Source organism: Thermotoga sp. RQ2 (genome assembly GCF_000019625.1).
GTDB classification, from domain to species: domain Bacteria; phylum Thermotogota; class Thermotogae; order Thermotogales; family Thermotogaceae; genus Thermotoga; species Thermotoga maritima.
Genome location: NC_010483.1, coordinates 696709 through 720646, shown reverse-complemented (window position 1 = coordinate 720646; position 23938 = coordinate 696709). Strand labels below are relative to the sequence as shown.

26 protein-coding genes are annotated in these 23938 nt (G+C 46.0%); 22 read left to right on the top strand and 4 right to left on the bottom strand.

Going from position 1 to position 23938, the window contains the following annotated elements:
• Nucleotides 1–2 precede the first annotated feature (2 nt).
• From rsxC to hup, 22 genes are all read left to right on the top strand, one after another.
• Entirely contained in the window at nt 3–1310 is a 1308-nt protein-coding gene (gene rsxC, locus TRQ2_RS03595) for an electron transport complex subunit RsxC (protein ID WP_012310689.1), read from the top strand.
• Entirely contained in the window at nt 1307–2263 is a 957-nt protein-coding gene (locus TRQ2_RS03590; protein ID WP_004082949.1) for an RnfABCDGE type electron transport complex subunit D, read from the top strand. Before rsxC ends, TRQ2_RS03590 begins: the two co-directional genes overlap by 4 nt.
• Nucleotides 2260–2934 carry an RnfABCDGE type electron transport complex subunit G gene (locus TRQ2_RS03585; protein ID WP_004082950.1) on the top strand — a complete coding sequence of 225 codons (675 nt, stop codon included), beginning with the start codon at nt 2260–2262 and terminating at the stop codon, nt 2932–2934. Before TRQ2_RS03590 ends, TRQ2_RS03585 begins: the two co-directional genes overlap by 4 nt.
• The gene (gene rsxE / locus TRQ2_RS03580) at nt 2931–3533 is read left to right on the top strand and encodes an electron transport complex subunit RsxE (protein WP_004082951.1); all 603 of its coding nucleotides are present in this window, start codon (nt 2931–2933) and stop codon (nt 3531–3533) included. The genes TRQ2_RS03585 and rsxE overlap by 4 nt, the downstream gene beginning before the upstream one ends.
• Entirely contained in the window at nt 3530–4105 is a 576-nt protein-coding gene (rsxA, locus tag TRQ2_RS03575) for an electron transport complex subunit RsxA (RefSeq protein ID WP_004082952.1), read from the top strand. Before rsxE ends, rsxA begins: the two co-directional genes overlap by 4 nt.
• A 13-nt stretch (nt 4106–4118) precedes the next feature.
• Entirely contained in the window at nt 4119–4412 is a 294-nt protein-coding gene (locus TRQ2_RS03570; RefSeq protein ID WP_004082953.1) for an RnfABCDGE type electron transport complex subunit B, read from the top strand.
• Nucleotides 4399–5412 (top strand): DNA-processing protein DprA, encoded by a 1014-nt coding sequence (gene dprA, locus TRQ2_RS03565; protein ID WP_004082954.1) that lies wholly within the window; start codon nt 4399–4401, stop codon nt 5410–5412. Before TRQ2_RS03570 ends, dprA begins: the two co-directional genes overlap by 14 nt.
• A 4-nt stretch (nt 5413–5416) precedes the next feature.
• The gene (csrA, locus tag TRQ2_RS03560) at nt 5417–5668 is read left to right on the top strand and encodes a carbon storage regulator CsrA (protein ID WP_011943281.1); all 252 of its coding nucleotides are present in this window, start codon (nt 5417–5419) and stop codon (nt 5666–5668) included.
• Nucleotides 5631–5921 (top strand): Asp-tRNA(Asn)/Glu-tRNA(Gln) amidotransferase subunit GatC, encoded by a 291-nt coding sequence (gene gatC, locus TRQ2_RS03555; protein WP_004082956.1) that lies wholly within the window; start codon nt 5631–5633, stop codon nt 5919–5921. The genes csrA and gatC overlap by 38 nt, the downstream gene beginning before the upstream one ends.
• On the top strand, nt 5918–6244 hold the full coding sequence (locus TRQ2_RS03550) for a YraN family protein (RefSeq protein WP_004082957.1): 327 nt from the start codon (nt 5918–5920) through the stop codon (nt 6242–6244). Before gatC ends, TRQ2_RS03550 begins: the two co-directional genes overlap by 4 nt.
• Before the next feature lies 1 nt (nt 6245).
• The gene (gene smpB / locus TRQ2_RS03545; protein WP_011943280.1) at nt 6246–6698 is read left to right on the top strand and encodes an SsrA-binding protein SmpB; all 453 of its coding nucleotides are present in this window, start codon (nt 6246–6248) and stop codon (nt 6696–6698) included.
• Nucleotides 6699–6748: 50 nt separating this feature from the next.
• A complete protein-coding gene (gene rpmB, locus TRQ2_RS03540) occupies nt 6749–6961 on the top strand; it encodes a 50S ribosomal protein L28 (protein ID WP_008193812.1) in 213 nt (70 codons plus the stop codon).
• A 403-nt stretch (nt 6962–7364) separates the two neighbouring features.
• Nucleotides 7365–8375, top strand: coding sequence for a 3'-5' exoribonuclease YhaM family protein (locus tag TRQ2_RS03530; RefSeq protein WP_008193805.1), 1011 nt, complete (start codon nt 7365–7367; stop codon nt 8373–8375).
• Nucleotides 8368–10269 carry a type I DNA topoisomerase gene (topA, locus tag TRQ2_RS03525; RefSeq protein WP_004082962.1) on the top strand — a complete coding sequence of 634 codons (1902 nt, stop codon included), beginning with the start codon at nt 8368–8370 and terminating at the stop codon, nt 10267–10269. The genes TRQ2_RS03530 and topA overlap by 8 nt, the downstream gene beginning before the upstream one ends.
• Nucleotides 10184–11095 carry a D-alanine--D-alanine ligase gene (locus TRQ2_RS03520; RefSeq protein ID WP_010865083.1) on the top strand — a complete coding sequence of 304 codons (912 nt, stop codon included), beginning with the start codon at nt 10184–10186 and terminating at the stop codon, nt 11093–11095. The genes topA and TRQ2_RS03520 overlap by 86 nt, the downstream gene beginning before the upstream one ends.
• Entirely contained in the window at nt 11092–11760 is a 669-nt protein-coding gene (locus TRQ2_RS03515; protein WP_012310688.1) for a DUF47 domain-containing protein, read from the top strand. Before TRQ2_RS03520 ends, TRQ2_RS03515 begins: the two co-directional genes overlap by 4 nt.
• A gap of 12 nt (nt 11761–11772) precedes the next feature.
• On the top strand, nt 11773–12981 hold the full coding sequence (locus TRQ2_RS03510; protein ID WP_012310687.1) for an inorganic phosphate transporter: 1209 nt from the start codon (nt 11773–11775) through the stop codon (nt 12979–12981).
• Nucleotides 12982–12994: 13 nt separating this feature from the next.
• On the top strand, nt 12995–14095 hold the full coding sequence (gene dnaN, locus TRQ2_RS03505) for a DNA polymerase III subunit beta (protein ID WP_012310686.1): 1101 nt from the start codon (nt 12995–12997) through the stop codon (nt 14093–14095).
• A gap of 10 nt (nt 14096–14105) precedes the next feature.
• Nucleotides 14106–15986 carry a tRNA uridine-5-carboxymethylaminomethyl(34) synthesis enzyme MnmG gene (mnmG, locus tag TRQ2_RS03500; RefSeq protein WP_012310685.1) on the top strand — a complete coding sequence of 627 codons (1881 nt, stop codon included), beginning with the start codon at nt 14106–14108 and terminating at the stop codon, nt 15984–15986.
• The gene (locus tag TRQ2_RS03495; RefSeq protein WP_012310684.1) at nt 15983–16702 is read left to right on the top strand and encodes a pseudouridine synthase; all 720 of its coding nucleotides are present in this window, start codon (nt 15983–15985) and stop codon (nt 16700–16702) included. Before mnmG ends, TRQ2_RS03495 begins: the two co-directional genes overlap by 4 nt.
• Nucleotides 16662–18335 carry an excinuclease ABC subunit UvrC gene (uvrC, locus tag TRQ2_RS03490; RefSeq protein WP_012310683.1) on the top strand — a complete coding sequence of 558 codons (1674 nt, stop codon included), beginning with the start codon at nt 16662–16664 and terminating at the stop codon, nt 18333–18335. Before TRQ2_RS03495 ends, uvrC begins: the two co-directional genes overlap by 41 nt.
• Nucleotides 18336–18515: 180 nt before the next feature.
• Nucleotides 18516–18788: a DNA-binding protein HU gene (hup, locus tag TRQ2_RS03485; RefSeq protein ID WP_004082970.1), complete on the top strand. Its 273-nt coding sequence runs from the start codon at nt 18516–18518 to the stop codon at nt 18786–18788.
• 28 nt (nt 18789–18816) lie between these two features.
• On the opposite strand, the gene mnmE is transcribed toward hup, so the two are convergent.
• From mnmE to TRQ2_RS03465, 4 genes are read right to left on the bottom strand one after another with little or no spacing between them, the layout of a single operon-like run.
• Nucleotides 18817–20169 (bottom strand): tRNA uridine-5-carboxymethylaminomethyl(34) synthesis GTPase MnmE, encoded by a 1353-nt coding sequence (mnmE, locus tag TRQ2_RS03480; protein WP_012310682.1) that lies wholly within the window; start codon nt 20167–20169, stop codon nt 18817–18819.
• 4 nt (nt 20170–20173) lie between these two features.
• Entirely contained in the window at nt 20174–22480 is a 2307-nt protein-coding gene (locus tag TRQ2_RS03475) for a homocysteine S-methyltransferase family protein (RefSeq protein WP_012310681.1), read from the bottom strand.
• A complete protein-coding gene (locus TRQ2_RS03470; RefSeq protein WP_012310680.1) occupies nt 22464–23072 on the bottom strand; it encodes a vitamin B12 dependent methionine synthase activation region in 609 nt (202 codons plus the stop codon). Before TRQ2_RS03470 ends, TRQ2_RS03475 begins: the two co-directional genes overlap by 17 nt.
• Nucleotides 23059–23904 (bottom strand): methylenetetrahydrofolate reductase, encoded by an 846-nt coding sequence (locus TRQ2_RS03465; RefSeq protein WP_012310679.1) that lies wholly within the window; start codon nt 23902–23904, stop codon nt 23059–23061. The genes TRQ2_RS03470 and TRQ2_RS03465 overlap by 14 nt, the downstream gene beginning before the upstream one ends.
• Between the last annotated feature and the right edge of the window lie 34 nt (nt 23905–23938).

Here is a 23938-nt window from a genome sequence, read left to right as displayed (position 1 = left end):
ATGTGCTTACTTTCAAGGGAGGGGTTCATCCCCCGGAATTGAAGGAATGGTCGAAAGATAAACCCATTGAAAGGGCACCTCTACCTCAGAAGGTTTTCGTCTTTCTTTCCAATCACGCGGGGAACCCGGCGAAACCAGTAGTTTCTCCTGGTGACGAAGTGAAGACCGGTCAGGTCATAGGAGAGCCTGAGGGTTTCATTTCCGCTTATCTTCACTCTCCCGTGACAGGAAAGGTGATCGAGATAAAAAAAATCCTTCATCCAATCCTTGGAAAGCCTATCGAAGCGATCGTTATAGAAAGAACCTCTGACGATGAGTGGGTTCACATGGAAACTGGAGATTTTGAACGTATGTCGAAGGAGGAAATCCTGGAAATCATCAAAAAAGCGGGAATCGTTGGTCTGGGTGGAGCGATGTTTCCAACCCACGTTAAACTCTCACCTCCTCCCGAGAAAAAAGTGGATACCTTGATCGTCAACGGGGCGGAGTGTGAACCCGTTCTCACGATAGATCACAGACTCATGCTGGAAAGAGCCGAGGACATCCTCCAGGGAATCCTGATAATGATGAAGGTTCTGGGCGTTCAAGAAGCCGTAGTCGGTGTGGAGAGCAACAAGATGGATGCGTACCACAATTTGAAGAAGGTTTTCAAGGGGTATCCCGTCGATGTTGCTCTTCTCAAGACCAAATATCCGCAGGGTGCAGAAAAGCAGCTCATATACGCGATAACCGGAAGGGTGGTACCGAGGGGAGGCCTTCCAATGGATGTTGGAGTGGTGGTTCAGAACGTCGGTACCTGCGTCGCAGTGAAGGAAGCGGTTGTCGATGGAAAACCGCTCGTGGAAAGAGGTATGACAGTCAGCGGTGATGCCGTGAAAAATCCGAAAAATCTGGTCGTCAGGATAGGGACACCTGTGAAGGATGTTATCGATTACTGTGGTGGAATAGATGAGAACACGGAGCGTGTCATCCTTGGTGGTCCAATGATGGGAATATCCATCACAAATCTGGACATCCCAGTTATGAAAGGAACTTCTGGAATAACAGCGTTTCTTCCTGAGAAACCTCAACCCCAGAAACCCTGTATTAGATGCAGTGAATGTGTTCAGGTGTGTCCGATGAACCTTCAGCCTTATCTTCTCTATCTCCTCTCCACGAAGAAAAAGTATGACGAAGCGGTGGAGAACGGTTTGATGGACTGTATAGAGTGCGGCTCGTGTACCTACACCTGTCCTTCGAAGATAGAACACGTAAGGTACATAAAACTCGCAAAAACAGTGTATCGCGCCACAAGGAGGGGTAGAAGATGAAGCTGATAAGCGCTTACGCTCCACACCTTCGAGAAGAGGATGATGTGAGAAAGATCATGCTGGATGTGCTCATAGCCCTATCACCAGCGGTTATTGGGGCGGCTTATTTCTTCGGATGGTATGCTCTATTTCTCTGTATCGCAGGAGCGGTGATAGGTGAGCTGTTCGATATATTCGTCATGAGATACCTGAGAGGAGTGAAGGATTTCGTCCCGGATGGCAGCGGGGCAGTGACAGGACTGCTTCTGGCGATGAACGTGAGCACAAGGCTTCCTTTCTGGGCTTTTTTGTTGGGACTCGTTTTCGCTCTGGGGATCGGGAAACACGTGTTCGGAGGACTCGGCCAGAACATTTTCAACCCTGCGCTCGTCGGAAGAGCGTTTCTGCTCATTTCTTTTCCCACTTACATGACCACCTGGGTTGTACCCGGGGCAGGATTCTGGAAATCTCCAGCGGATGTGGTAACGGCAGCAACTCCTCTTGCACTTTTCAAGGAACACGGTGTTTTCACACCCTATTGGGATCTGTTCATAGGTAAGGTTGGAGGATCCTTAGGTGAAACGAGTGCACTTCTTCTCATAATTGGTTTCATCTATCTTCTCTTGAGAAAGAGAGTGAAGATATTCATTCCTGTCTCCTATATAGGAACTGTTCTTGTGTTTTCTTCGATAGCTTATTTGATGAATCCAAGGTACGGTGATCCTCTCTTTCACCTCCTCAGTGGTGGTCTCATGCTCGGTGCACTTTTCATGGCCACCGATATGGTGACGAGTCCCATCACCGCGAAGGGACAGGTGATCTTCGGGATTGGATGTGGCGTTCTCACGATGGCTATAAGACTCTTTGGAGCGTATCCTGAAGGCGTTTCATTTTCGATCCTTTTCATGAATGCACTGGTTCCCCTGATAGACAGGTACACCAGACCGCGCATCTTCGGTGAGGTGAAAAAATGAAGGATATCCTGAAGACTGGATTGATTCTGATGGTTTTCACGGCTATTTCTGGACTCTTTCTTGGACTCGTGTATGTGGGAGTCAAAGGAAAGATCCAGGAAGCGGATAACGCAGCTAAGTTGAGCGCCATCAAATTCGTTCTGAAAGATCCCCTCACGGGAGATTATCTGGTGGATGAAAAAGAAATCGAGGAAATCGTCAAAAAAACAGGCATAGAAACGGTTGTTCTGAAAGAGTACAAAGAAGGGGTAGTCCTTGGTCCCTTGTATGAATTCGTGACGAAGGATGGCAGAAACGCATACGTTCTGTCGGGATACGCACCCGGTTTTGGAGGAAACGTGACCGTTGTAGCCTGTTTTATAAAAACGGAAGATGGATTCATGCTCAATTCCGTGAGAGTAATAGATTATTCTCAGGAGACGCCTGGACTCGGCGCAAAGATAGGAGAAGAAAGTATACAGAGGCGTTTCTTTCCAGTTCCACCCGAAGGACTGAAGAACGGCCTGAGGGTCGACAAAGATGCGGGACTTCCGAAGGGTTCTCCTGAGGAGTTGAAAAAGCAGGGTATTGTGAAGGTAAGCGATGTAATGACGGGAGCAACGATCACACCAAGGGCCGTGGTGACCGCTCTGAATCTCATGTACAGGTACCTCGAGGAGGTGTCGAAATGAGCCGCTTGAGAGAATTAACTAAGGGGATCATAAAAGAAAATCCCACTTATGTTCAGGTTCTTGGAATGTGTCCCACACTCGCCGTCACCACGAGTGCCATCAACGGTCTGGGGATGGGGCTTGCTACGACAGCCGTTCTCACCATGTCAAACGTGGTTATTTCACTGATAAGAAAGATCGTTCCTGATAAGATCAGAATTCCTATATTCATCGTTGTTATCGCGTCTTTCGTTACCATGATAGATCTCCTCATGCACGGTTTTGCCTACGATCTGTGGAAGACCCTGGGACTTTTCATTCCTCTCATAGTGGTGAACTGTATCATAATGGGAAGGGCGGAATCGTTCGCTTCCAAGCATGGTGTTCTGGATTCCATGCTCGATGGCCTGGGAGTGGGTCTCGGTTTCACAGGTTCGCTTGTTCTCCTTGGAAGCGTCAGAGAACTCTTCGGTAACGGTACGATCTTCGGTTACAAAGTGTGGGAGTTGAAGATATTTCTTGAAATTCTTCCACCGGGAGCCTACATAACACTCGGTCTTCTCTCTGCACTCTTCACCTACATCGGCATCAGGAGAAAGAAAAGAGGTGAAGCGAAATGAAGGTGTTTTTGCTCTTCTTTTCTGCCATATTCGTGAACAACTTCGTTCTGGCGAGGTTTCTCGGGATTTGTCCCTTCCTGGGGGTCTCCAAAAGGTTGGAAACGGCAACAGGAATGGGTATAGCCGTTACGTTCGTTATGACGGTTTCTGCTGCCATCAGCTGGTTTCTGGACAAGCTCCTTATCTCCACAGGACTTGAATTTCTGAGAACGATCGTCTTCATACTCGTCATCGCTTCTTTCGTCCAGTTCGTCGAACTGTTTTTGAAGAAAACCAGCCCGGATCTCTACGAAGCGCTTGGTATTTTCCTGCCTCTCATCACCACAAACTGTGCGATCCTCGGTATGGTGCTTTTGAACAGTCTCATGAAGCTCAACTTTGTTGAGGCGGTCTTCCACGCACTGGGATCTGGTCTTGGATTCGCTCTTGCTCTTGTGATATTCGCCGGAATAAGGGAAAAAATGGATCTCTACGATCTGCCGGAGCCTTTCAAAGGCACCGCCATAGCCCTCATCACCGCGGGACTTCTTTCGCTTGCTTTCATGGGATTCCAGGGAATGGTGAAGCTGTGAGGAGGTGAAGGAGTTGGAAGTCATCTACTCGACGCTCTTGCTCGCTGTTCTGGGTTTTGGGTTCGGGGCTTTTCTTGCCTATTCTGCGCAAAGATTCAAGGTGGAAGAAGATCCACGTGTGAAGATGATAACGGAGGTTCTTCCTGGAATAAACTGTGGCGCGTGCGGTTTTGCCGGGTGTGAAGCCTACGCGAAGGCGATCGTGAAGGGTCAGGCGGAAACGAACAGGTGTCTCCCCGGAAGACCTCAGGGTGTCGAAGAGAAGATAAAGAAGATTCTCGAGGAGTACAAGAATGTCTCCTCTTGAGATGGCTCTGCTCGTTCATCGTGGTGAGTTCCATCTTCGGGAACTGGAACCGGAGTTACCTCTCGAAAAATTTCTGAAGAACGCGGATCCAAAAAAGACGAGGAAGTTTCTTGAAAAGTGCGGAAAAGAAGAATTAGAAAGGCAAAAGGAACTGATAAGGAAACACAATGTGAAGCTCGTTTCGTTCTGGGAAGATGACTACCCCCAGCACTTGAGGGAGATCAGGTATCCGCCAGCTGTTCTTTTTGTGAGGGGCGATGCTGAGCTCTTGAAAGAAAAGTGTGTGGGAGTTGTGGGAACAAGAAGACCCACAAGTTATGGAGTGAATGTCACAAAGCGCTTTGTTAAACTGCTGAGCGAATACTTTGTGATCGTTTCCGGCATGGCGTTTGGAATAGATTCCGTTGCACACAAGGAAGCCCTGAGTTCTGGAGGAAAGACGGTGGCGGTTCTCGGCACAGGAGTGGATGTTGTTTATCCGCGATCGAACGAACGACTCTTCCATGAAATTGTGAAAAACGGGTGTGTTGTCAGTGAGTATCCAATGGGAACTCGTGCTCGAAAACATCATTTTCCAGCGAGAAATCGAATCATAGCGGGTCTTTCTGATGCGATCATCGTCACAGAGGCTCCCATCAAAAGCGGTGCACTCATAACGGTGAAGTTTGCTCTGGAAAGCGGTCGTGATGTGTTCGCCGTTCCCGGTGATATAGATAGGAAGACCAGCGAAGGTACGAACTATCTGATAAAGTCAGGTGCCTATCCCCTCACCGACGAGGAAGACCTTGAAACTCATTTTGGAATCAGAAGAATCGCTTCCCCATCGCTCGATGATGACAAAAAGAAGATCTACGATCTGTTGAGAAGTTCGCCAAAAACAGTCGATGAGCTTGTTGAAGAATTGGGGTGGAGCGTTTCGGAGGTCCTCAGGGTGATATCGGAGATGGAACTGATGGGAATGATCTGGTTCGACGGCGGTGCATACAGATTGCTGGGGTGATAACGTGCTGGTTCTCACTAGAAGAGTAGGGGAAAAGATCGTGATTGGTGAGGACATAGTGATTACTGTCCTGAAGATAGAAGGAAATTCTGTTAAAATTGGTATAGAGGCACCAAGGCATGTGAAGATTCTTCGTGAGGAACTTTACGAAGAACTCAAGAGTGAGAACATAAAAGCTTCTGAAGTTTCAAAAGATGACCTGAAGGGGGTTTTAAAAAATGATAAAGGTTACAAAGGACCTGGTACTTCATCTTGAAAATCTGGCAAGGTTAGAACTCTCCGAAGACCAGAGAGAAAGTCTGATGAAAGATTTTCAGGAGATACTCGATTACGTGGAGCTCCTCAACGAAGTCGACGTGGAGGGTGTGGAGCCAATGTACACACCCGTTGAGGACAGCGCCAAACTCAGAAAAGGAGATCCGAGGTTCTTTGAAATGCGGGACCTCATAAAGAAGAACTTCCCGGAAGAAAAAGACGGTCACATAAAAGTCCCCGGAATCCACAGATGATGGACTGGAAGGAAGCGGAAGAACTCGCATGTAAATTTTTGAAGAAAAAAGGTTACAAAATTCTTGAAAGAAACTACAGAACGAAGTACGGTGAGATAGACATAGTGGCGCGCGATGGGAGAGAGATAGTTTTCGTGGAAGTCAAAAGCGGAAGTGGGAAAGTGGATCCTCTTGAAAGAATAGATCTCAAAAAGGTGAGGAACCTGGAACAGACAGCGAGATTTTACATGATTCAGAACAAATTAAAAGGACCAGCGCGGGTTGATTTTGTGAGGGTGACCCCGGAAGGAATAGACCATTTTGAAGGTATCTGGCTGGGGTGAGATGGTGAAGGTTGTTGCCACGAACAAAAAAGCCTACACGGACTACGAGATCCTGGAAACTTACGAAGCGGGAATCGTTCTCACAGGAACGGAAGTGAAATCCCTGAGGAACGGCTCAGTCAATTTCAAGGATTCCTTCTGTAGATTCAAGAACGGGGAGCTTTACCTTTTGAATTTACACATTCCACCCTACAGTCACGGTGGAGTTTACAACCACGATCCTGAAAGGCCGAGGAAACTGCTTCTTCACAAAAGAGAACTGAAGAGACTCATGGGTAAGGTACAGGAAGAGGGAGTAACGATAGTTCCACTGAAGATATACTTCAACGATCGCGGGATTGCAAAAGTGGAGATAGCCGTTGCTCGAGGAAAAAAGAAGTATGACAAGAGAGAAGCGATAAAAAAGAGGGAAATGGAAAGAAAGATCAGGGAGTACATGAAGTATTCGAGATAGTTATGGTATACTCTTGGAGAGAGAAATCAGACTCACGGGAGGGCATGATCATGGCAAAGAGATGTGAAGTGTGCGGAAAAGCTCCTAGATCCGGAAACACCGTTAGTCACTCAGACAAGAAGTCAGGAAGATGGTTCAGACCCAATCTCCAGAAAGTAAGAGTGGTGCTTCCAGATGGAACGATTAAAAGGATGAGAGTCTGTACATCCTGTTTGAAGTCTGGGAAAGTGAAAAAGTACGTTGGACAAGTTTCGGAGGTGTGAGCGGGCTGTTGGCCCGCATTATTTATGGCTGTAATAAGATTCAGGGTCCCTTTCTGGTATAAGTTCATCATGATTCTGCTATGGGTTGTGAGCTTTGACCTCACAATTTTCCTTTTTTATAAACCTCTCCATTCAGTCTTGCGATATTCCATTCTGATTTTGGATATAATCTTTGGTGTATGGGTGTTCTCACTCTTCAAAAAAGAGATAGTGATCGATGTAGAAAAAAGCAGACTGATTCTGGGAAAGGAATCGTTTGACCTTTCTTCGATTGAGAGAGTTGAAAGGTACGGGATGTCAATTGTTTTTTATTTAAGTGATGGAACACGTCGTGTTTTCTCTCATCCCATAGAGGACTTTGAACTTTTGAGGAAATTGATTGACGAGAAGGGAAGTGGTTGGTTTGAAACTCGGTGATTTGATGCCAAGAGATCTGCTAAAACAGGAACTGTTTGTTCAGGATTTGAAAAGTCATATCAACGACAACGTAGAAATTATCTTGAAGATTAGGAGTAAAAAACTCCAGGAAACAAAAGACAGTAAGAAATTCCTGATCATGACACTGGAGGACAGGACGGGAACCGTCAGGGCTGTGGACTGGTACAACGCTGAACTCAACGATCAGCGTCTGAAGGAAGGAAACGTCGTCAGAGTGAAGGGCAGAGTGGTATTTTTTGAGAACAGGATACAGATAAACGTGGATAACGATTACGGTGCCATAAAGATTCTGAAGAGCGACGAGTACGATTACACGAAATTCGTCGCACAGTCGAAAAAAGACCTGGAGATTTTGAAGAAAAAGCTCTTTGTCCTTCTGGATCAAATAAAGGATCAACACTACAAAAAACTTCTGAAGGCATTCTTTGAAAATAAAGAGTTCTCCGAAAAATTCTTCAGATCACCGGCGGGTATGAGAGTACATCATGCCTACATAGGAGGACTTCTAGAGCACAGCGTCACGGTCGCTGAGATTTGCAAAGAGATCAGTAAATATTACTCCCTCGATAGAGATCTTCTCATAACTGGTGCCCTCCTCCATGATGTTGGAAAGGTGGAAGAATACAGAATCACAGAATCCGGGATCGAAGTGACTACCGAAGGGGAGTTGAAAGGGCATATAGCAATAGGGGCGGCTATGGTTAGAGAAATGGCGAAGAAATTGTCTATTCCAGAGCACAAGATCCTCGAGTTAGAGCACATAATTCTTTCGCACCACGGAGAGCTCGAATGGGGTTCACCCGTGGTTCCAAAGACGATAGAGGCTTTAATAGTTCATCACGTTGAGAACCTGGATTCCAAGATAGCTCGATTCATCGAGGTTATGGAAAGTTCCGAATCGAATCAGGGTTGGACGGAGTACGACAGGAATTTGGGAAGAAGAATCTTTTTAAGAGGTGGAGGAACTGATGAGTAAGAAAGTGAAGAAATATATCGTTGTTGAATCTCCTGCCAAGGCGAAGACGATCAAGAGTATTCTTGGGAATGAGTACGAAGTATTCGCTTCGATGGGGCACATCATAGACCTTCCCAAGAGCAAGTTCGGTGTGGATCTGGAAAAGGATTTCGAACCGGAATTCGCGGTGATAAAAGGGAAAGAGAAGGTAGTTGAAAAGCTGAAGGATCTTGCAAAAAAAGGCGAACTGCTCATCGCTTCTGATATGGATAGAGAAGGGGAAGCCATAGCCTGGCACATAGCCAGGGTAACGAACACACTGGGGAGAAAGAACAGGATCGTGTTCTCTGAGATCACTCCTCGTGTGATAAGAGAAGCCGTTAAGAATCCTCGAGAGATTGACATGAAGAAAGTTCGTGCGCAGCTTGCAAGAAGGATTTTAGACAGGATCGTTGGTTATTCTCTGAGTCCGGTTCTCTGGAGAAACTTCAAATCCAATTTGAGCGCTGGTAGAGTCCAATCAGCAACCTTGAAGCTCGTTTGTGACAGAGAGAGAGAAATCCTCAGGTTTGTGCCAAAGAAGTACCACAGGATCACCGTCAATTTCGATGGTCTCACAGCAGAAATAGATGTGAAAGAAAAGAAGTTCTTCGACGCTGAAACGTTGAAAGAAATCCAGAGCATAGACGAACTCGTTGTAGAAGAGAAAAAGGTTTCTGTGAAAAAGTTTGCGCCTCCAGAACCCTTCAAAACCAGTACCCTCCAGCAGGAAGCGTATTCTAAACTGGGTTTCTCCGTTTCCAAAACCATGATGATTGCCCAGCAGTTGTATGAAGGCGTGGAAACAAAAGATGGGCATATCGCGTTCATAACCTATATGAGAACAGATTCAACGCGTGTTTCGGACTACGCGAAAGAAGAAGCCAGAAATCTGATAACGGAGGTCTTTGGAGAAGAGTACGTTGGTTCAAAGAGAGAAAGGAGAAAGAGCAACGCAAAAATACAGGATGCGCATGAGGCGATTCGTCCCACGAACGTTTTCATGACACCTGAAGAAGCGGGAAAATACCTGAATTCTGACCAGAAAAAACTCTACGAGTTGATATGGAAGAGATTTCTCGCATCGCAAATGAAGCCTTCTCAATACGAGGAAACTCGTTTTGTCCTGAGAACAAAGGATGGGAAGTACAGATTCAAGGGAACGGTGCTGAAGAAGATTTTCGATGGGTACGAAAAGGTGTGGAAGACGGAAAGAAACACGGGAGAGTTTCCTTTCGAAGAGGGAGAATCTGTGAAACCGGTGGTTGTAAAAATAGAGGAACAGGAAACCAAACCGAAACCAAGGTACACAGAGGGTTCTCTTGTAAAAGAAATGGAAAGACTCGGTATAGGTCGTCCCAGCACATATGCGTCCACGATAAAGCTTTTGCTGAACAGGGGTTACATAAAAAAGATCAGGGGCTATCTCTATCCAACGATCGTTGGAAGCGTTGTCATGGATTATCTGGAGAAAAAGTACTCTGATGTTGTTAGCGTTTCCTTCACAGCTGAAATGGAAAAGGACCTCGATGAAGTCGAACAGGGTAAGAAAACAGACAAAATCGTTCTGCGGGAGTTTTATGAATCCTTTTCCAGTGTGTTCGACAGGAACGACAGAATTGTGGTTGATTTTCCGACGAACCAGAAATGTTCGTGTGGAAAGGAAATGAGGCTCTCTTTTGGAAAATACGGCTTCTATTTGAAATGCGAGTGTGGTAAAACCAGAAGCGTGAAAAACGATGAAATTGCGGTCATAGACGATGGAAAAATATTCCTGGGGAGGAAAGACAGTGAGAGTGGCTCTCCTGATGGGAGGAGTGTCGAGGGAAAGGGAAATCTCTCTGAGAAGCGGAGAAAGGGTAAAAAAGGCTCTTGAAAAACTCGGGTATGAACACACCGTTTTTGACGTTAGAGAAGATTTTCTCAAGAAAGTGGATCAGTTGAAAAGTTTTGATGTGGTCTTCAACGTTCTCCATGGAACTTTCGGTGAGGATGGAACGCTTCAGGCAATTCTGGATTTTTTGGGGATCAGATACACCGGGTCCGATGCGTTTTCAAGCATGATATGTTTTGATAAACTCGTGACTTACAGGTTTTTAAAGGGCACCGTCGAGATACCTGATTTTGTGGAGATCAAGGAATTCATGAAAACTTCTCCCCTTGGGTATCCCTGTGTGGTAAAACCGAGGAGAGAGGGTTCAAGCATAGGAGTGTTCGTTTGTGAATCGGATGAAGAGTTTCAACACGCGCTCAAGGAAGATTTACCACGATATGGGAGTGTGATTGTTCAAAAGTACATCCCCGGCAGGGAAATGACTGTGTCTATTTTAGAAACGGAAAAGGGCTTCGAAATTCTTCCCGTTCTTGAGTTGCGACCAAAGCGTCGTTTCTACGATTACGTTGCGAAGTACACGAAAGGTGAAACGGAGTTCATTCTTCCTGCTCCTTTGAATCCTTCAGAAGAACGCCTTGTCAAGGAAATGGCTCTCAAAGCGTTTGTAGAAGCTGGTTGCAGAGGTTTTGGGAGGGTGGATGGTATTTTCAGCGATGGCAGGTTCTACTTTCTGGAAATCAACACGGTACCGGGTCTAACGGAAACCAGTGATCTCCCAGCGAGCGCGAAAGCGGGAGGAATCGAGTTCGAGGAACTCGTTGAGATCATCTTAAAGAGCGCTTTTTTGAAAGAAGGGGTGAGAGTATGAGGTTCATAGAAAAAATGCTCCCGGAGGAGTCTCCCATCGATCTTCTCATAAATCTTTCCAGAAGAGGCGAAGCGGCCGTCGTGCTTCTCAAGGATGCCATCGAGGATTACTTCACCGGAAAATTCGGGGAAGGTCACCTCAATCGTGTAATCTCTCTGGAGCGAGAGTCAGATGAGATCAAATCAAAGCTGAAGAAGATGTATCTCAAAATGAAGTACACCTACTTCGAAAAAGACGACTTTCTTTACATAGTTCACAAAGCGGATGAGATTCTTGACGTTGTCAGGGACATCGTCATCATGCTCGACATGAACAGAGTTGAAGATGTACCGGAGAATATCAAAGAGTTATTCGCAGAACTCGTTGAAAACGTTCTGGATACTATCAGAGAAACCACCGAGGCAATCGAACAGCTTCGCACACTCGCGGAGAGCGGTTTTTCACCTTTTGAAAAAGAAAAGGAAGAAAGAGAAATCTTTGACGTGTCCATGGAGGAGAGGGAAGTCGACACAATATCGAGGAATCTTGGTAAAAAACTCTATTCCCTCAAAAACAGTATGAATCCGGTAGATCTGATTTTCTTGAACAAAGTGGCAAGACTTATTTCAAAGATTGCCGATCAGGGCAAAGATATCACAAAGAGGATAAATTCCATCCTTAGGTGAGGAGGGAATAACGTGACAATACTCATCATAGCTGGCATACTTGGTTTCATCATGGCTTTCTCCATAGGAGCCAACGATGTGGCGAACTCCATGGCGACAGCTGTTGGGGCAAGGGCTATAACTGTGAGACAGGCAGCTCTTATAGCGATGTTTCTCGAGTTTCTTGGAGCAGTTATGTTCGGCTCCCATGTCTCCCAGACGATCGTCAAAGGAATAGTGGAAGTGGAGAAAGTTCAACCGGTAGAACTCATGTATGGTGCACTGTCAGCCTTGATCGCAGCTTCATTCTGGATTCTGATAGCGACCAACTGGGGTTATCCCGTTTCCACCACCCATTCTATAGTCGGAGGAATGATGGGATTCGGTCTTGTGGCGGTGGGTATAAATGGCGTGAACTGGAAAACGTTTCTCTTCATAGTACTTTCCTGGGTTGTTTCACCTGTTCTCGGCGGTTTGATTTCCTTTGTGATGTTCAAACTGATCTCTCTTTCGGTGTTCCACACAAAAAATCCGAAGAAATCTTCCACTGTCGCTATTCCGTTTTTCATATCTCTTGCGATTTTCACAATGATATCTCTTTTTGTAAAAAAGACGCTCAAACAGCCTCTTAGTGAATCTCTTCTGCTCGGTATCGCTTTCTCTCTCGTAACATTTTTTGTGGTTCACTTCGCTGTGAGAAAGTTGATAAACGAAAAGAAAGATGTGTACGATGCGGTTGAAAATGTGTTCAAGCGCGCTCAGATTCTCACTTCATGCTACGTTTCTTTTTCTCATGGAGCCAACGACGTTGCCAACGCGGCGGGCCCTGTAGCGGCGGTCATGATCGTTGCGTCAACGGGTGTTGTTCCAAAAACCGTCGAGATTCCGTTTCTGGCGCTTCTTCTTGGGGGAATCGGTATCTCGCTCGGTGTGTTCTTCCTTGGACAGAAGGTCATGGAAACGGTGGGTGAAAAGATAACTACGCTCACAAATTCCAGGGGATTCACAGTGGATTTTTCCACTGCGACGACGGTTCTACTCGCTTCGTCACTAGGGCTTCCTATCTCCACGACACACGTTGTGGTGGGAGCTGTCACGGGTGTTGGCTTCGCCAGAGGGCTTGAGATGGTGAACGTTGGTGTGTTGAAGAACATCGTTATATCCTGGCTTCTCATAGTACCAACGGTGGCTGCGACTTCCGCGGCTGTCTATTGGGTTTTGAAACTGATACTAAAATTCTAATGGGGGTGAGACGATGAAAGTAACCGTCACGACTCTTGAATTGAAAGACAAAATAACCATCGCCTCAAAAGCGCTCGCAAAGAAATCCGTGAAACCCATTCTTGCTGGATTTCTTTTCGAAGTGAAAGATGGAAATTTCTACATCTGCGCGACCGATCTCGAGACCGGAGTCAAAGCAACCGTGAATGCCGCTGAAATCTCCGGTGAGGCACGTTTTGTGGTACCAGGAGATGTCATTCAGAAGATGGTCAAGGTTCTCCCAGATGAGATAACGGAACTTTCTTTAGAGGGGGATGCTCTTGTTATAAGTTCTGGAAGCACCGTTTTCAGGATCACCACCATGCCCGCGGACGAATTTCCAGAGATAACGCCTGCCGAGTCTGGAATAACCTTCGAAGTTGACACTTCGCTCCTCGAGGAAATGGTTGAAAAGGTCATCTTCGCCGCTGCCAAAGACGAGTTCATGCGAAATCTGAATGGAGTTTTCTGGGAACTCCACAAGAATCTTCTCAGGCTGGTTGCAAGTGATGGTTTCAGACTTGCACTTGCTGAAGAGCAGATAGAAAACGAGGAAGAGGCGAGTTTCTTGCTCTCTTTGAAGAGCATGAAAGAAGTTCAAAACGTGCTGGACAACACAACGGAGCCGACTATAACGGTGAGGTACGATGGAAGAAGGGTTTCTCTGTCGACAAATGATGTAGAAACGGTGATGAGAGTGGTCGACGCTGAATTTCCCGATTACAAAAGGGTGATCCCCGAAACTTTCAAAACGAAAGTGGTGGTTTCCAGAAAAGAACTCAGGGAATCTTTGAAGAGGGTGATGGTGATTGCCAGCAAGGGAAGCGAGTCCGTGAAGTTCGAAATAGAAGAAAACGTTATGAGACTTGTGAGCAAGAGCCCGGATTATGGTGAAGTGGTTGATGAGATTGAGGTTCAAAAAGAAGGGGAAGATCTCGTGATCGCTTTCAACCCGAAGTTCATCGAGGACGTTTTGAAGCACATTGAGACTGAAGAAATCGAAATGAACTTCGTTGATTCTACCAGTCCATGTCAGATAAATCCACTCGATATTTCTGGATACCTTTACATAGTGATGCCCATCAGACTGGCATGAGGTGATTGGTTTGAGGCCTGAGGACGATCGTGTCTATGATGTGATCGTTGTGGGAGCCGGTCATGCGGGAATAGAGGCGGCTCTTGCGGCTGCCAGAATGGGTTTCAGAGTACTTGTCCTCACGGTGAATCCGGACACCGTGGGATGGGCCCCGTGCAATCCCGCCATAGGTGGTCCGGCAAAGGGTGTTGTGGTTCGTGAAATAGACGCTCTCGGTGGAGAGATGGCCAAAACCACCGACGAGACGATGATAAACGTGCGAATGCTGAACGTGAGCAAAGGGCCCGCTGTGAGGGCTTTGAGGGCTCAGATAGACAAGATTTCGTACAGCAGAACGATGAAAAGAAAGCTGGAAACGAATCCGAACATAGTGTTGAGACACGGTATCGTTGAAAGGATTCTAACGGAGAAGGGAAGAGTTAAGGGAGTTGTAGACAATTACGGGATAGACTACCTGGGAAAAGCCGTGATCGTGACAACAGGGACTTTTCTGAGGGGAAAGATATTCATCGGCCGTTCCACGTTCCCAGCGGGTCGTATGGGAGAGTTTCCAGCGACAAAACTCACGGAAAGTCTCATAGAACTGGGATTCGAAGTTGGTAGATTCAAAACAGGAACGCCGGCTCGTGTGTTGAAGCGCTCTATAAACTTTTCCGTTATGGAAAGGCAGGACACCTCGGATGAACCCCTTGCTTTTTCCTTCTTTGACGAACCGAGAGTTCTCCCGAAGGATTACCCCTGCTGGCTGACCAGAACGAACCCGGAAACCCACAGCATAATAAAACAGTATCTGGAATTTTCGCCCCTTTATGGAACGGTCAAACTCATAGAAGGAATAGGACCAAGGTACTGTCCTTCTATAGAGGACAAGGTTGTCAAATTCAAAGACAAAGAATCGCATCAAGTCTTCGTAGAGCCAGAAGGAAGAGACACGGAGGAATACTATCTGAACGGTTTGAGTACGAGTCTTCCCTATGAAGCACAGATAAAGATGATAAGAAGCGTGAAAGGACTCGAGAACGCAATCGTTACTCGTCCTGCCTACGCGATAGAGTACGACTACATAGATCCCAGGCAGCTCTATCCCACACTTGAATCCAAGCTTGTGGAGAATCTCTATTTCGCAGGTCAGGTGAACGGGACGAGCGGATATGAAGAAGCGGCTGGTCAGGGCATAATCGCTGGTATAAACGCTGCTCTCAAACTCCGGGGAGAGCCTCCTCTCATTTTGAAGAGATCTGAGGCTTACATTGGTGTTCTGATAGATGATCTGGTAACAAAGGGAGTGGATGAACCATATCGGCTTCTCACTTCGAGGGCTGAGTATCGTCTTCTTCTACGCCATGACAACGCTCATCTGCGCCTGGCAAAGTACGGCTATCGGGTGGGGCTGATTCCCAAGTGGTTCTACGAAAAGGTGCTGAGTCTTGAGCGTAGAATAAACGAAGAGATCGAACGTTTGAAGAAGGTCATTGTGAAACCTTCTGACAGGGTCAACGATCTTTTAACTTCTCTGGGAACCAGTCCTCTCAAAGAGTCGGTCTCCCTATATCAGCTCTTGAAACGTCCTCAATTGAGTTACAGTGCGCTGAAGTTTCTGGATCCGAATCCTATAGACGATCCGGAAGTTGTGGAACAGGTGGAAATAAATGTGAAATACGAGGGATACATTCAGAAGATGTTTGAAGAGGTCGCCGTCTTTGAGAAGTATGAAAATTACGAGATACCACACGATTTAGATTACGACGCGGTTCCAAATCTCTCCACAGAAGCGAGAGATAAATTGAAGAAGATCAGGCCAAGATCCATCGGTCAGGCCATGAGAATCCCGGGAATAAATCCTTCCGATATTTCGAACCTCATAATCTACCTGGACAGGAAGAAACAATGAGACTGGACAGGTATCTTTCGAATAGTGGTGTGGGAACGAGAAAAGAAGTGAAAAAACTGATAAAACAGGGCAGGGTGACCGTTAACGGGAGAGTAGTGCTCGATCCTGGACATCCTGTGTTGGAGAACGACGCAGTTGCGCTCGATGGTGAGGTGGTGAGATTTCACAAAAAGGTTTACATTCTCTTCTACAAGCCTTCAGGATACGTGACCAGCACGAAAGATCCACATTCGGAAACCATCATGGAATTTCTCCCTCCATTGAAAGGAATTTTCCCCGTTGGAAGACTCGACAAAGATGCCGAAGGTCTCCTGATAATAACGAACGATGGTGATTTCGCTCATCGTGTGATTTCACCGAAATGGTCTGTAGAAAAAGAGTACATTGTGAAGGTAGAAGGAGAAGTCACAGAAGACAAGATAGAAAAGTTGAAAAATGGTGTGACTTTAAGGGATGGTTTTTTCGCGAAGGCAAAGTGCGTGGAGAAGCTGTCGAACGACACGTTGAAGATAGTTATAACGGAGGGTAAGTATCATCAGATCAAACGAATGACAGCCGCTGTGGGTCTAAAAACAGTGCACTTGAAGAGAACAAGAATCGGTGGACTCGTTTTACCCGATGACATGAAACCTGGAGAGTACAGATTCTTGAGTGAAGAGGAGGTGAAGAAGGTTTTTGAAAGAGAAGATCAGAAAGAAGATACTCCTCGCTTCTGAAGAACCTGGTGTTTACATCTTCAAAAACAAAGGTGTTCCCATCTACATAGGAAAAGCAAAGAGATTGTCCAGTAGATTGAGGAGTTACCTCAATCCCCAGACGGAGAAAGTGTTCAGAATCGTCGAAGAAGCTGACGAACTGGAAACGATCGTTGTGATGAACGAAAGGGAAGCGTTCATACTCGAGGCGAATCTCATAAAGAAGTACAGGCCGAAGTACAACGTTCGTCTCAAAGACACGAATTTCTATCCTTACATCAGGATATCCGATGACGAGATACCGTACGTTGAGATCGTGAAGAGAAAACTGAGGGATGGAACGTACTTCGGCCCCTACACCAGTGTTCAATTCGTCAGAAATCTGCTGGAAATCCTTCAGAAAATAATGGGATTCAGAACCTGTAAATCCGATTTGAAAAGGATAAAGAGGCCCTGTTTTCTTTACCATCTTGGCAGATGTATCGGCCCGTGCATTGGAAACATAGAATCGCATGAAGAAGCAATAAGAAAGCTGAGAGAGTTTCTCTCGGGAAACATGGAAGAAGTCTTCGATTATCTGAAAGAAAAGATGGAAACTCACAGCAAAATGCTCGATTTTGAGAACGCTGCAAAGTACAGGGACCTTCTTTTGAATCTGTCGAATGTTCTGGAATCTCAGGGTGTGGTTTTTGAAGAAAATATCAATTGTGATGTTCTGGTCCATGCACACGACCTGTTCGTGGTTCTGAGAGTCAGGAATGGTTACTTGGTGGGAAAGATCTCCTTTGAAATGGAAGGGGGAAGTGTGGAAGATTTCATCAGAGAATACTACATATCTGGGAGAGGTGATATCCCGAAAACTCTCATTCTGGAGAGTGATCTGGACGAAATGGATTACTCGTCTCTCGGTTTTGAGTATGTAGGACCGCCACGCTCCACCACAGAAGAAGATCTTCTTGAGAAAGCAAAGAAAAACCTGGAAAACGAGTTAAAAATGAGAGGATTGAGGAAGGAAGCGCTCGAAGAATTGATGAAGCTCCTGAACATGAAGGATTTTCCGTACAGGATAGAAGGGATCGATATTTCTCATCTTCAGGGAAAATACACCGTGGCTTCTCTGGTGGTGTTTGAAGATGGATTTCCCAAAAAGAGCGATTACAGACGTTACAAGATCGAACAGGATCATCCCGATGATTACGAATCGATAAGAACAGTTGTGAAAAGAAGATATTCGAAACACCCGCTTCCGAATCTTCTGTTCGTGGATGGAGGAATAGGTCAGGTGAACGCTGCTATCGAAGCGTTGAAGGAAATAGGAAAGGACTGTCCTGTGGTTGGCCTCGCGAAGAAGGAAGAGACCGTTGTCTTTGAAAACAGAGAAATACACCTTCCACACGATCACCCGGTTTTGAGGCTTCTCGTTCAGATAAGAGACGAAACACATAGATTCGCTGTGAGTTACCACAGAAAGCGGAGGGAGAAAGAATCACTCAGGTCTGTTCTTGACAATGTACCCGGAATAGGTCCCATCAGAAAGAAAAAGCTCATTGAACACTTTGGTTCCCTGGAGAATATTCGTTCTGCATCCCTAGAGGAAATAGCAAGGGTCATTGGTAGTACTGAGATAGCACGAAGGGTCCTGGATATTTTGTAAATTTTCTGTAACTGATTCTAATTTTTGTCCTATTTTTCGAAATCCCGCTTTTTATGGGGATTTTAGAACTTTCAGACTTCGAAGTGCTTTTCTAAAGGGGCTTGCAACACCCCGCTGTAAAATGGTATATTTACAAGCAGTGAGAAGAGTGCTTTACAACCCTAGAAAGGAGGGGGTTTCATGAACAAGAAGGAACTCATCGACAGGGTGGCAAAGAAAGCAGGTGCGAAGAAAAAGGATGTAAAATTGATTCTCGACACCATCCTTGAAACGATCACAGAAGCTCTCGCAAAGGGTGAAAAGGTTCAGATCGTTGGATTCGGAAGCTTCGAAGTGAGGAAGGCCGCTGCAAGAAAAGGCGTGAATCCTCAGACAAGAAAACCCATCACCATTCCCGAAAGAAAGGTCCCGAAGTTCAAACCCGGAAAAGCCCTCAAAGAGAAGGTCAAGTGATAGGGGAAGGGGAAACCCTTCCCCTCATTCATTTTCCAACGCAGAAATTGGAGAATATGGTATCCAGCAGATCTTCCCTGAAGCTCCTTCCTGTCACTTCATCGAGAAGATTGAGAGCCCTCTCTAGATCTATAGAAGCCATATCAACCGGCATTCCTTCCTTCAAAGACTTTATAGCGTCTTCCAGATATCCTTTAACGTTTTCAAGCAACTGTTTTTGTCGAAGATTTGTGATGAGAGAATCAGAACCTCTTTCAAAGATCTCCTGAGTTTCTCTGTAGATGGATTCTTCCAGCTTTTCAAGTCCTTCTCCTTTCAGGGCAGATATCTTCACCATGTGTCTGTCTGTTCCGAGTTTGTTTTTTATCTCCTCTTCATTTATCTTCTCCACCACATCTACTTTGTTTATCACCACAAGATAGCGTTTGTTCTTTATCCTTTCGAGGATTTTTCTGTCCTCTTCGTCAAGTGGTGAAGAAGCATCGAGCACAAACAGTACTATGTCAGCTTTCTCTATTTCCTGAAGAGTTCTCTCTATCCCCAGTCTCTCGACCAGATCGTTCGTTTCCGATCTCACACCCGCTGTGTCGACTATCCTGAAAAGAATTCCTCTTATGACGATTTCTTCACTGATAACATCCCTTGTTGTTCCGGGTATATCTGTGACGATCGCCCTGTCCTCGTTCAAAAGTCGATTCAGAAGAGTAGATTTTCCCACGTTGGGCTTTCCCACGATGACCATCCTGAGTCCTCTGTTGAGAAGAATACCCGCATCTGCTTTTTTCAGTTCTTCTGTGAGCTTTTCTTTTATTCGCTCCAGTCTGGTCACCACTTCGCCTGTGTTCGTTTCTATCTCGTCTGGATAATCGAGCTCTACCCGTATCTCAGCAAGGACTTCTATGAGTTCTCTTCTCAAGCTATCAACGAAGTCTCTCAATCCTCCCTTGAGGTTCCTCAGGGAGAGTTTCAAACTAGTTTCACTTTTCGCCTCTATGAGATCTCTCACAGCCTCCGCTGAAGTGAGGTCCATCTTCCCGTTCAAAAAAGCTCGTTTTGTGAACTCGCCGGGTTCAGCCATTCTCGCTCCAGATTTCAAGAAGAGATCCAGCAGCTTTTTCACCACGAGCGGTCCTCCGTGGCACATCACCTCTACCATGTCCTCTCCTGTGTAACTCTTCGGTGATTTGTAGAAAACGACCACTACCTCATCCACATCTTCTCCGTTTTCGTGGATCCAGCCGTGGATTGCCTTTCGTGGAACGATTTTCGATCGCGTCCGAAGGTGTTTCTGAACGATCTTCCAGCTATCTGGACCGCTCAACCTGAGAATCGCTATTGCTCCTTTTCCGGGAGGGGTAGCTACAGCGACAATGGTATCCACACTCTCATCTCCCGAGAGATTTCAATATTTTTACCGCTTCGGAAGCATTCTTTGCGTAATAGTCCGCTCCAAGTTCTTTTACTAGTTTTTCGTTCAGGGAAGCACCACCCACTATGACAGGGATTTTCAGGTTCTTTTCTTTGAGCTTTTCCACAACTTCCTTTATTCTGCCGACGGTGGTTGTCATCATTGCAGACAGACCGAGTGCAACGGGTCTTTCTTTTTCCACGGCTTCCACTATTTCCGATGTGTCCACGTCCTTTCCAAGGTCCACCACGCGGTACCCGCTGCTTCTGATGACAGACGCCACTATGTTCTTTCCTATGTCGTGCACATCACCCTTGACTGTTGCAATGACGAACGTTTCACCCTGACTGTCTGATGGAAGCATCGATGTCAGTTTGTCGAACACGGGTTTCACCGTTTGAGCGGCGAGGATGAGTTGCGGAAGAAAGATCTTTCCCTTATCGTAGAGTTCTCCAATACGTTCCATCGCTGGTCTCAGGTGTTCTTCTATGACGGAAAGAGGATCTTTTTCCTTCAGAAAATCCTCCACAAGCTTCTCGAGTTCCGACCGGTTCCCGGAGAGTATGATTTCAACCAGTTTTTCTTCCTTCACTTCAGCCCTGGGAAGTTCCTTCTTTTCAAGTATCACAAGTGTAGCGTTCAAGGTCTTCATCAGTGTTTCGTCGAGGGGATTCATGATGGCAGAGCTCAGGCCTTTAGATATTCCAAGAACGAGAAAAGCGGTGTTGTAATAGCTTCTGTCAGGAAGGCCGAAAGACAGGTTGGAAAGACCAACAGTCGTGTTGAAACCCCTGCTTGAAATGAATTCTATAGTCTTCAATACTTCTACCGGTTTTCCTTCTGCACCGAGAGGCAGAACTCCTGGATCGAAGATCACCCTGTCTGAGAAATCGTGTCTCTCCAGGATTTTCAGAGCATTTTCGAAGTACTCTTTTCTCTCTTCGAAGCTTTTTGGAACGTCTTTTCCCATCAATAGTACGATGAGTGTACCTCCGTATTTCTTCAACAGGTTTATTTTCATTTCGAGTTCTTCTTCATCCACCTTGGACGAGTTGAAAAGAGGTCTTCCCGGATAGGCTCTGAGCGCTCTCTCTGTGAGGTCGACGTTCTGGATGTCCAAGGAGAGAGGAACGTTCGAAACATACGGAAGTGCCTGAACGATCTTTTCCACGTATCGTACGTCTATCTGAGATTCTATCCCGAAGTTCACATCGAGTACTTCCGCGCCTTTTTCCACCTGTGTTTTCGCTTCCTTGATCACAATTTCTTCGTTTCCTTTCTGCATCTCCGCCCATAGCTTCTTTCTACCTGCCGGGTTTATCCTCTCTCCTATGACGACGAAATGATCGAACGTCACGAGTTTTGAAGGGGAAGAGACAGCGAATATTCTCTTTTTCTTTCTTTGAAGAGGCTTTCTGTTTCCGAGAACTTTTCTGAAGAGCTTCACGTGTTCAGGAGTGGTTCCGCAACAGCCTCCGAATATGTTCACACCGAGTTCGTAATAGGAATCTATATGAACGGCAAAGTCATGTGGTTTCAAAGGATACACGGTTTTCCCGTTTTCCACGATGGGCTTTCCCGCGTTCGGTTCCACTACGAGAAACTTGTCTGTATACTGGGACAGTTCCTGAAAAATGGGAAGGATCTCTTCGGGCCCGAGTGAACAGTTTATACCGAGGGCATCGACATCCAGTTCATCGAACGTGATGGCAAAGTTTGCGGGATCTGTCCCTGTGAGACTTCTTCCCTTCTCATCGAACGTCATGTGGGCAATCAGGAAAACATCCCGGGATACTTCCCTTGCCGCAAGCACAGCGGCTTTCAGCTCGAGAATGTCCGAGAACGTCTCAAAGATGATTCCGTCCACACCTTCTTCGACCATTATCTTCACGGTTTCTCTGAAGTTCTCGTAGAATTCCTCGAACAAAGTGCTTCCGAGTGGATAGGGAAGTTCTCCCGTCGGTCCGATATCTCCAAAAACAAGCTTTTCTCCAGCTGCTCTTCTTGCGATTCTCACAGCGTTTCTCACAATAGGATCCAGTTTGTCCTCCAGGCCGTGTTTTCTCAGTTTCATCCTTGTGGCACCGAACGTGTTCGTCAGAATGGCATCCGATCCACTCTCTATATAACTTCTATGAACTTTCAGCACCACATCGGGTGCTTTTATATTCAGCTCTTCGGGAAGGTCATCGTATCCGTACTTCATGAACTCTGTTCCGTAAGCACCATCTAGGAGCAACACCCTTTCTGAAAGCAATTTTGAAACCTCACGTCTGTTTCTCATTCTTCTCCCTCCAGCCCACGAACGCTGTGATGGTTTTTCTGGGAACGAGCACGTAGGAGTCTTCGATCACATTGACGTCCACTTCTTCCTTGAAAATTTCGACGATCTTTTTGTTCAAGGAAAGTGGAAGGTCTCCATATCCGGGTGAAATCCTAAAACTTCCCTCCAGGTTGGATCTTTTCATTCTGAGCTCCGCATCCACCTTTCTCAAAGCGTACTCCACCATCTCTGAAGCGATTCCATCGATGAAAAACGCGAGAAGATCCTCTCCTTTTCTAAAGTATTCCTCTATCTTTTCGTCCACCTTTTTTCCGAGGGTCGCAAGAAAAACTGTGATGATCTTACTCCCAGAAAGGTGTTTCGTTGCAAGTTCACCCGTGAGTTCCATGTCGTCGAAAGAGAGAGAACCGTCCACCTCGAAATCTCGCCACAGAACCACAGGTTTTGCCGCATCGAGAAGCTCTTCGTAAGCCCTGTTCACCGTTTTCCTGAATTCTTCAGGTATCTCCTCTGCTCCTCCAAAACCGAGCTTTGCCTTCAAAACGTTGTCTGGAATCTTTATCTCGCTGGGGTCTATTTCAACTTTTGGCAATTTCTACCACCTTCCTGATTTTTTCGAGATCTTTCACTATGGCCACTATGTAGAAACCATCCAGTACACCTTTTGTCTCTTCAACGAATCTGAGTACACTTTCAAAACTTTTTTCTTTCAGGTAATCGTCACCCTTCTCCGCGGAATTCACTATCTCATCGGGTATTTCTATTCCAGGAACGTTCGAGAAGTAGCTCATCTGTTTTGCGTTTTCAAAGAAGACTATAGAAGCGAGAATTTTCGTGTTCAGTTCTTCCTTGATCTTTTTTGCCACCTCGCTGTTGAAAAGTGGCTGGGTGACAAGGAAATCCACACCGGCTTCAATCTTCTGTTTAGCTCTTTTTATATCCTTATCACTGAAAGGGTTCAGCGCACCACCGACGAAGAAATCGGTTTTTCCATAGATCTTGTTTCCGGCAAGATCTGTTCCTTCGTTCATGAGCTTTGTGAGTCTTATGAGGTCTAAGATATCTATATCGTTAACGGAGGTCGTTTCAGGGTAATCACCGTGGGAAGGATTGTCCCCAGACAGAAGAAGCAGATTCTTCACTCCGAGGGCATGACAGCCCAGAAGGTCAGATTGTATTCTTATCATATTCCTTGTGTTCCTCGTGAAATGCATGAGAACATCTTTTCCGCTTTCCACAAGAAGGTGGGAAGCAGCCCAGGGAGCCATTCTCACTCTTCCCATCGGCATGTCGGTCACCGTGAACGCGTCGATGCCAGTCTTCCAGGCTTCTTCGGTGAACTCCATGAACCTACCCAGATTTGTGCCTCTTGGTGTCAGCACTTCCAGAACAACACATTTTCCTATCTCGAGAGATTTTCTCAACGTGCTACCTCCTTTCCTGTGTTATCATAAGTTT

Excerpts from the sequence above, each read along its gene's own strand:
- TRQ2_RS03590 (WP_004082949.1), top strand. The coding sequence starts at position 1,307 with ATGAAGCTGATAAGCGCTTACGCTCCACACCTTCGAGAAGAGGATGAT.
- TRQ2_RS03585 (WP_004082950.1), top strand. The coding sequence starts at position 2,260 with ATGAAGGATATCCTGAAGACTGGATTGATTCTGATGGTTTTCACGGCT.
- rsxE (WP_004082951.1), top strand. The coding sequence starts at position 2,931 with ATGAGCCGCTTGAGAGAATTAACTAAGGGGATCATAAAAGAAAATCCC.
- rsxA (WP_004082952.1), top strand. The coding sequence starts at position 3,530 with ATGAAGGTGTTTTTGCTCTTCTTTTCTGCCATATTCGTGAACAACTTC.
- dprA (WP_004082954.1), top strand. The coding sequence starts at position 4,399 with ATGTCTCCTCTTGAGATGGCTCTGCTCGTTCATCGTGGTGAGTTCCAT.
- gatC (WP_004082956.1), top strand. The coding sequence starts at position 5,631 with ATGATAAAGGTTACAAAGGACCTGGTACTTCATCTTGAAAATCTGGCA.
- TRQ2_RS03550 (WP_004082957.1), top strand. The coding sequence starts at position 5,918 with ATGATGGACTGGAAGGAAGCGGAAGAACTCGCATGTAAATTTTTGAAG.
- smpB (WP_011943280.1), top strand. The coding sequence starts at position 6,246 with ATGGTGAAGGTTGTTGCCACGAACAAAAAAGCCTACACGGACTACGAG.
- rpmB (WP_008193812.1), top strand. The coding sequence starts at position 6,749 with ATGGCAAAGAGATGTGAAGTGTGCGGAAAAGCTCCTAGATCCGGAAAC.
- topA (WP_004082962.1), top strand. The coding sequence starts at position 8,368 with ATGAGTAAGAAAGTGAAGAAATATATCGTTGTTGAATCTCCTGCCAAG.
- TRQ2_RS03515 (WP_012310688.1), top strand. The coding sequence starts at position 11,092 with ATGAGGTTCATAGAAAAAATGCTCCCGGAGGAGTCTCCCATCGATCTT.
- dnaN (WP_012310686.1), top strand. The coding sequence starts at position 12,995 with ATGAAAGTAACCGTCACGACTCTTGAATTGAAAGACAAAATAACCATC.
- TRQ2_RS03495 (WP_012310684.1), top strand. The coding sequence starts at position 15,983 with ATGAGACTGGACAGGTATCTTTCGAATAGTGGTGTGGGAACGAGAAAA.
- hup (WP_004082970.1), top strand. The coding sequence starts at position 18,516 with ATGAACAAGAAGGAACTCATCGACAGGGTGGCAAAGAAAGCAGGTGCG.
- TRQ2_RS03475 (WP_012310681.1), bottom strand. The coding sequence starts at position 22,480 with ATGAGAAACAGACGTGAGGTTTCAAAATTGCTTTCAGAAAGGGTGTTG.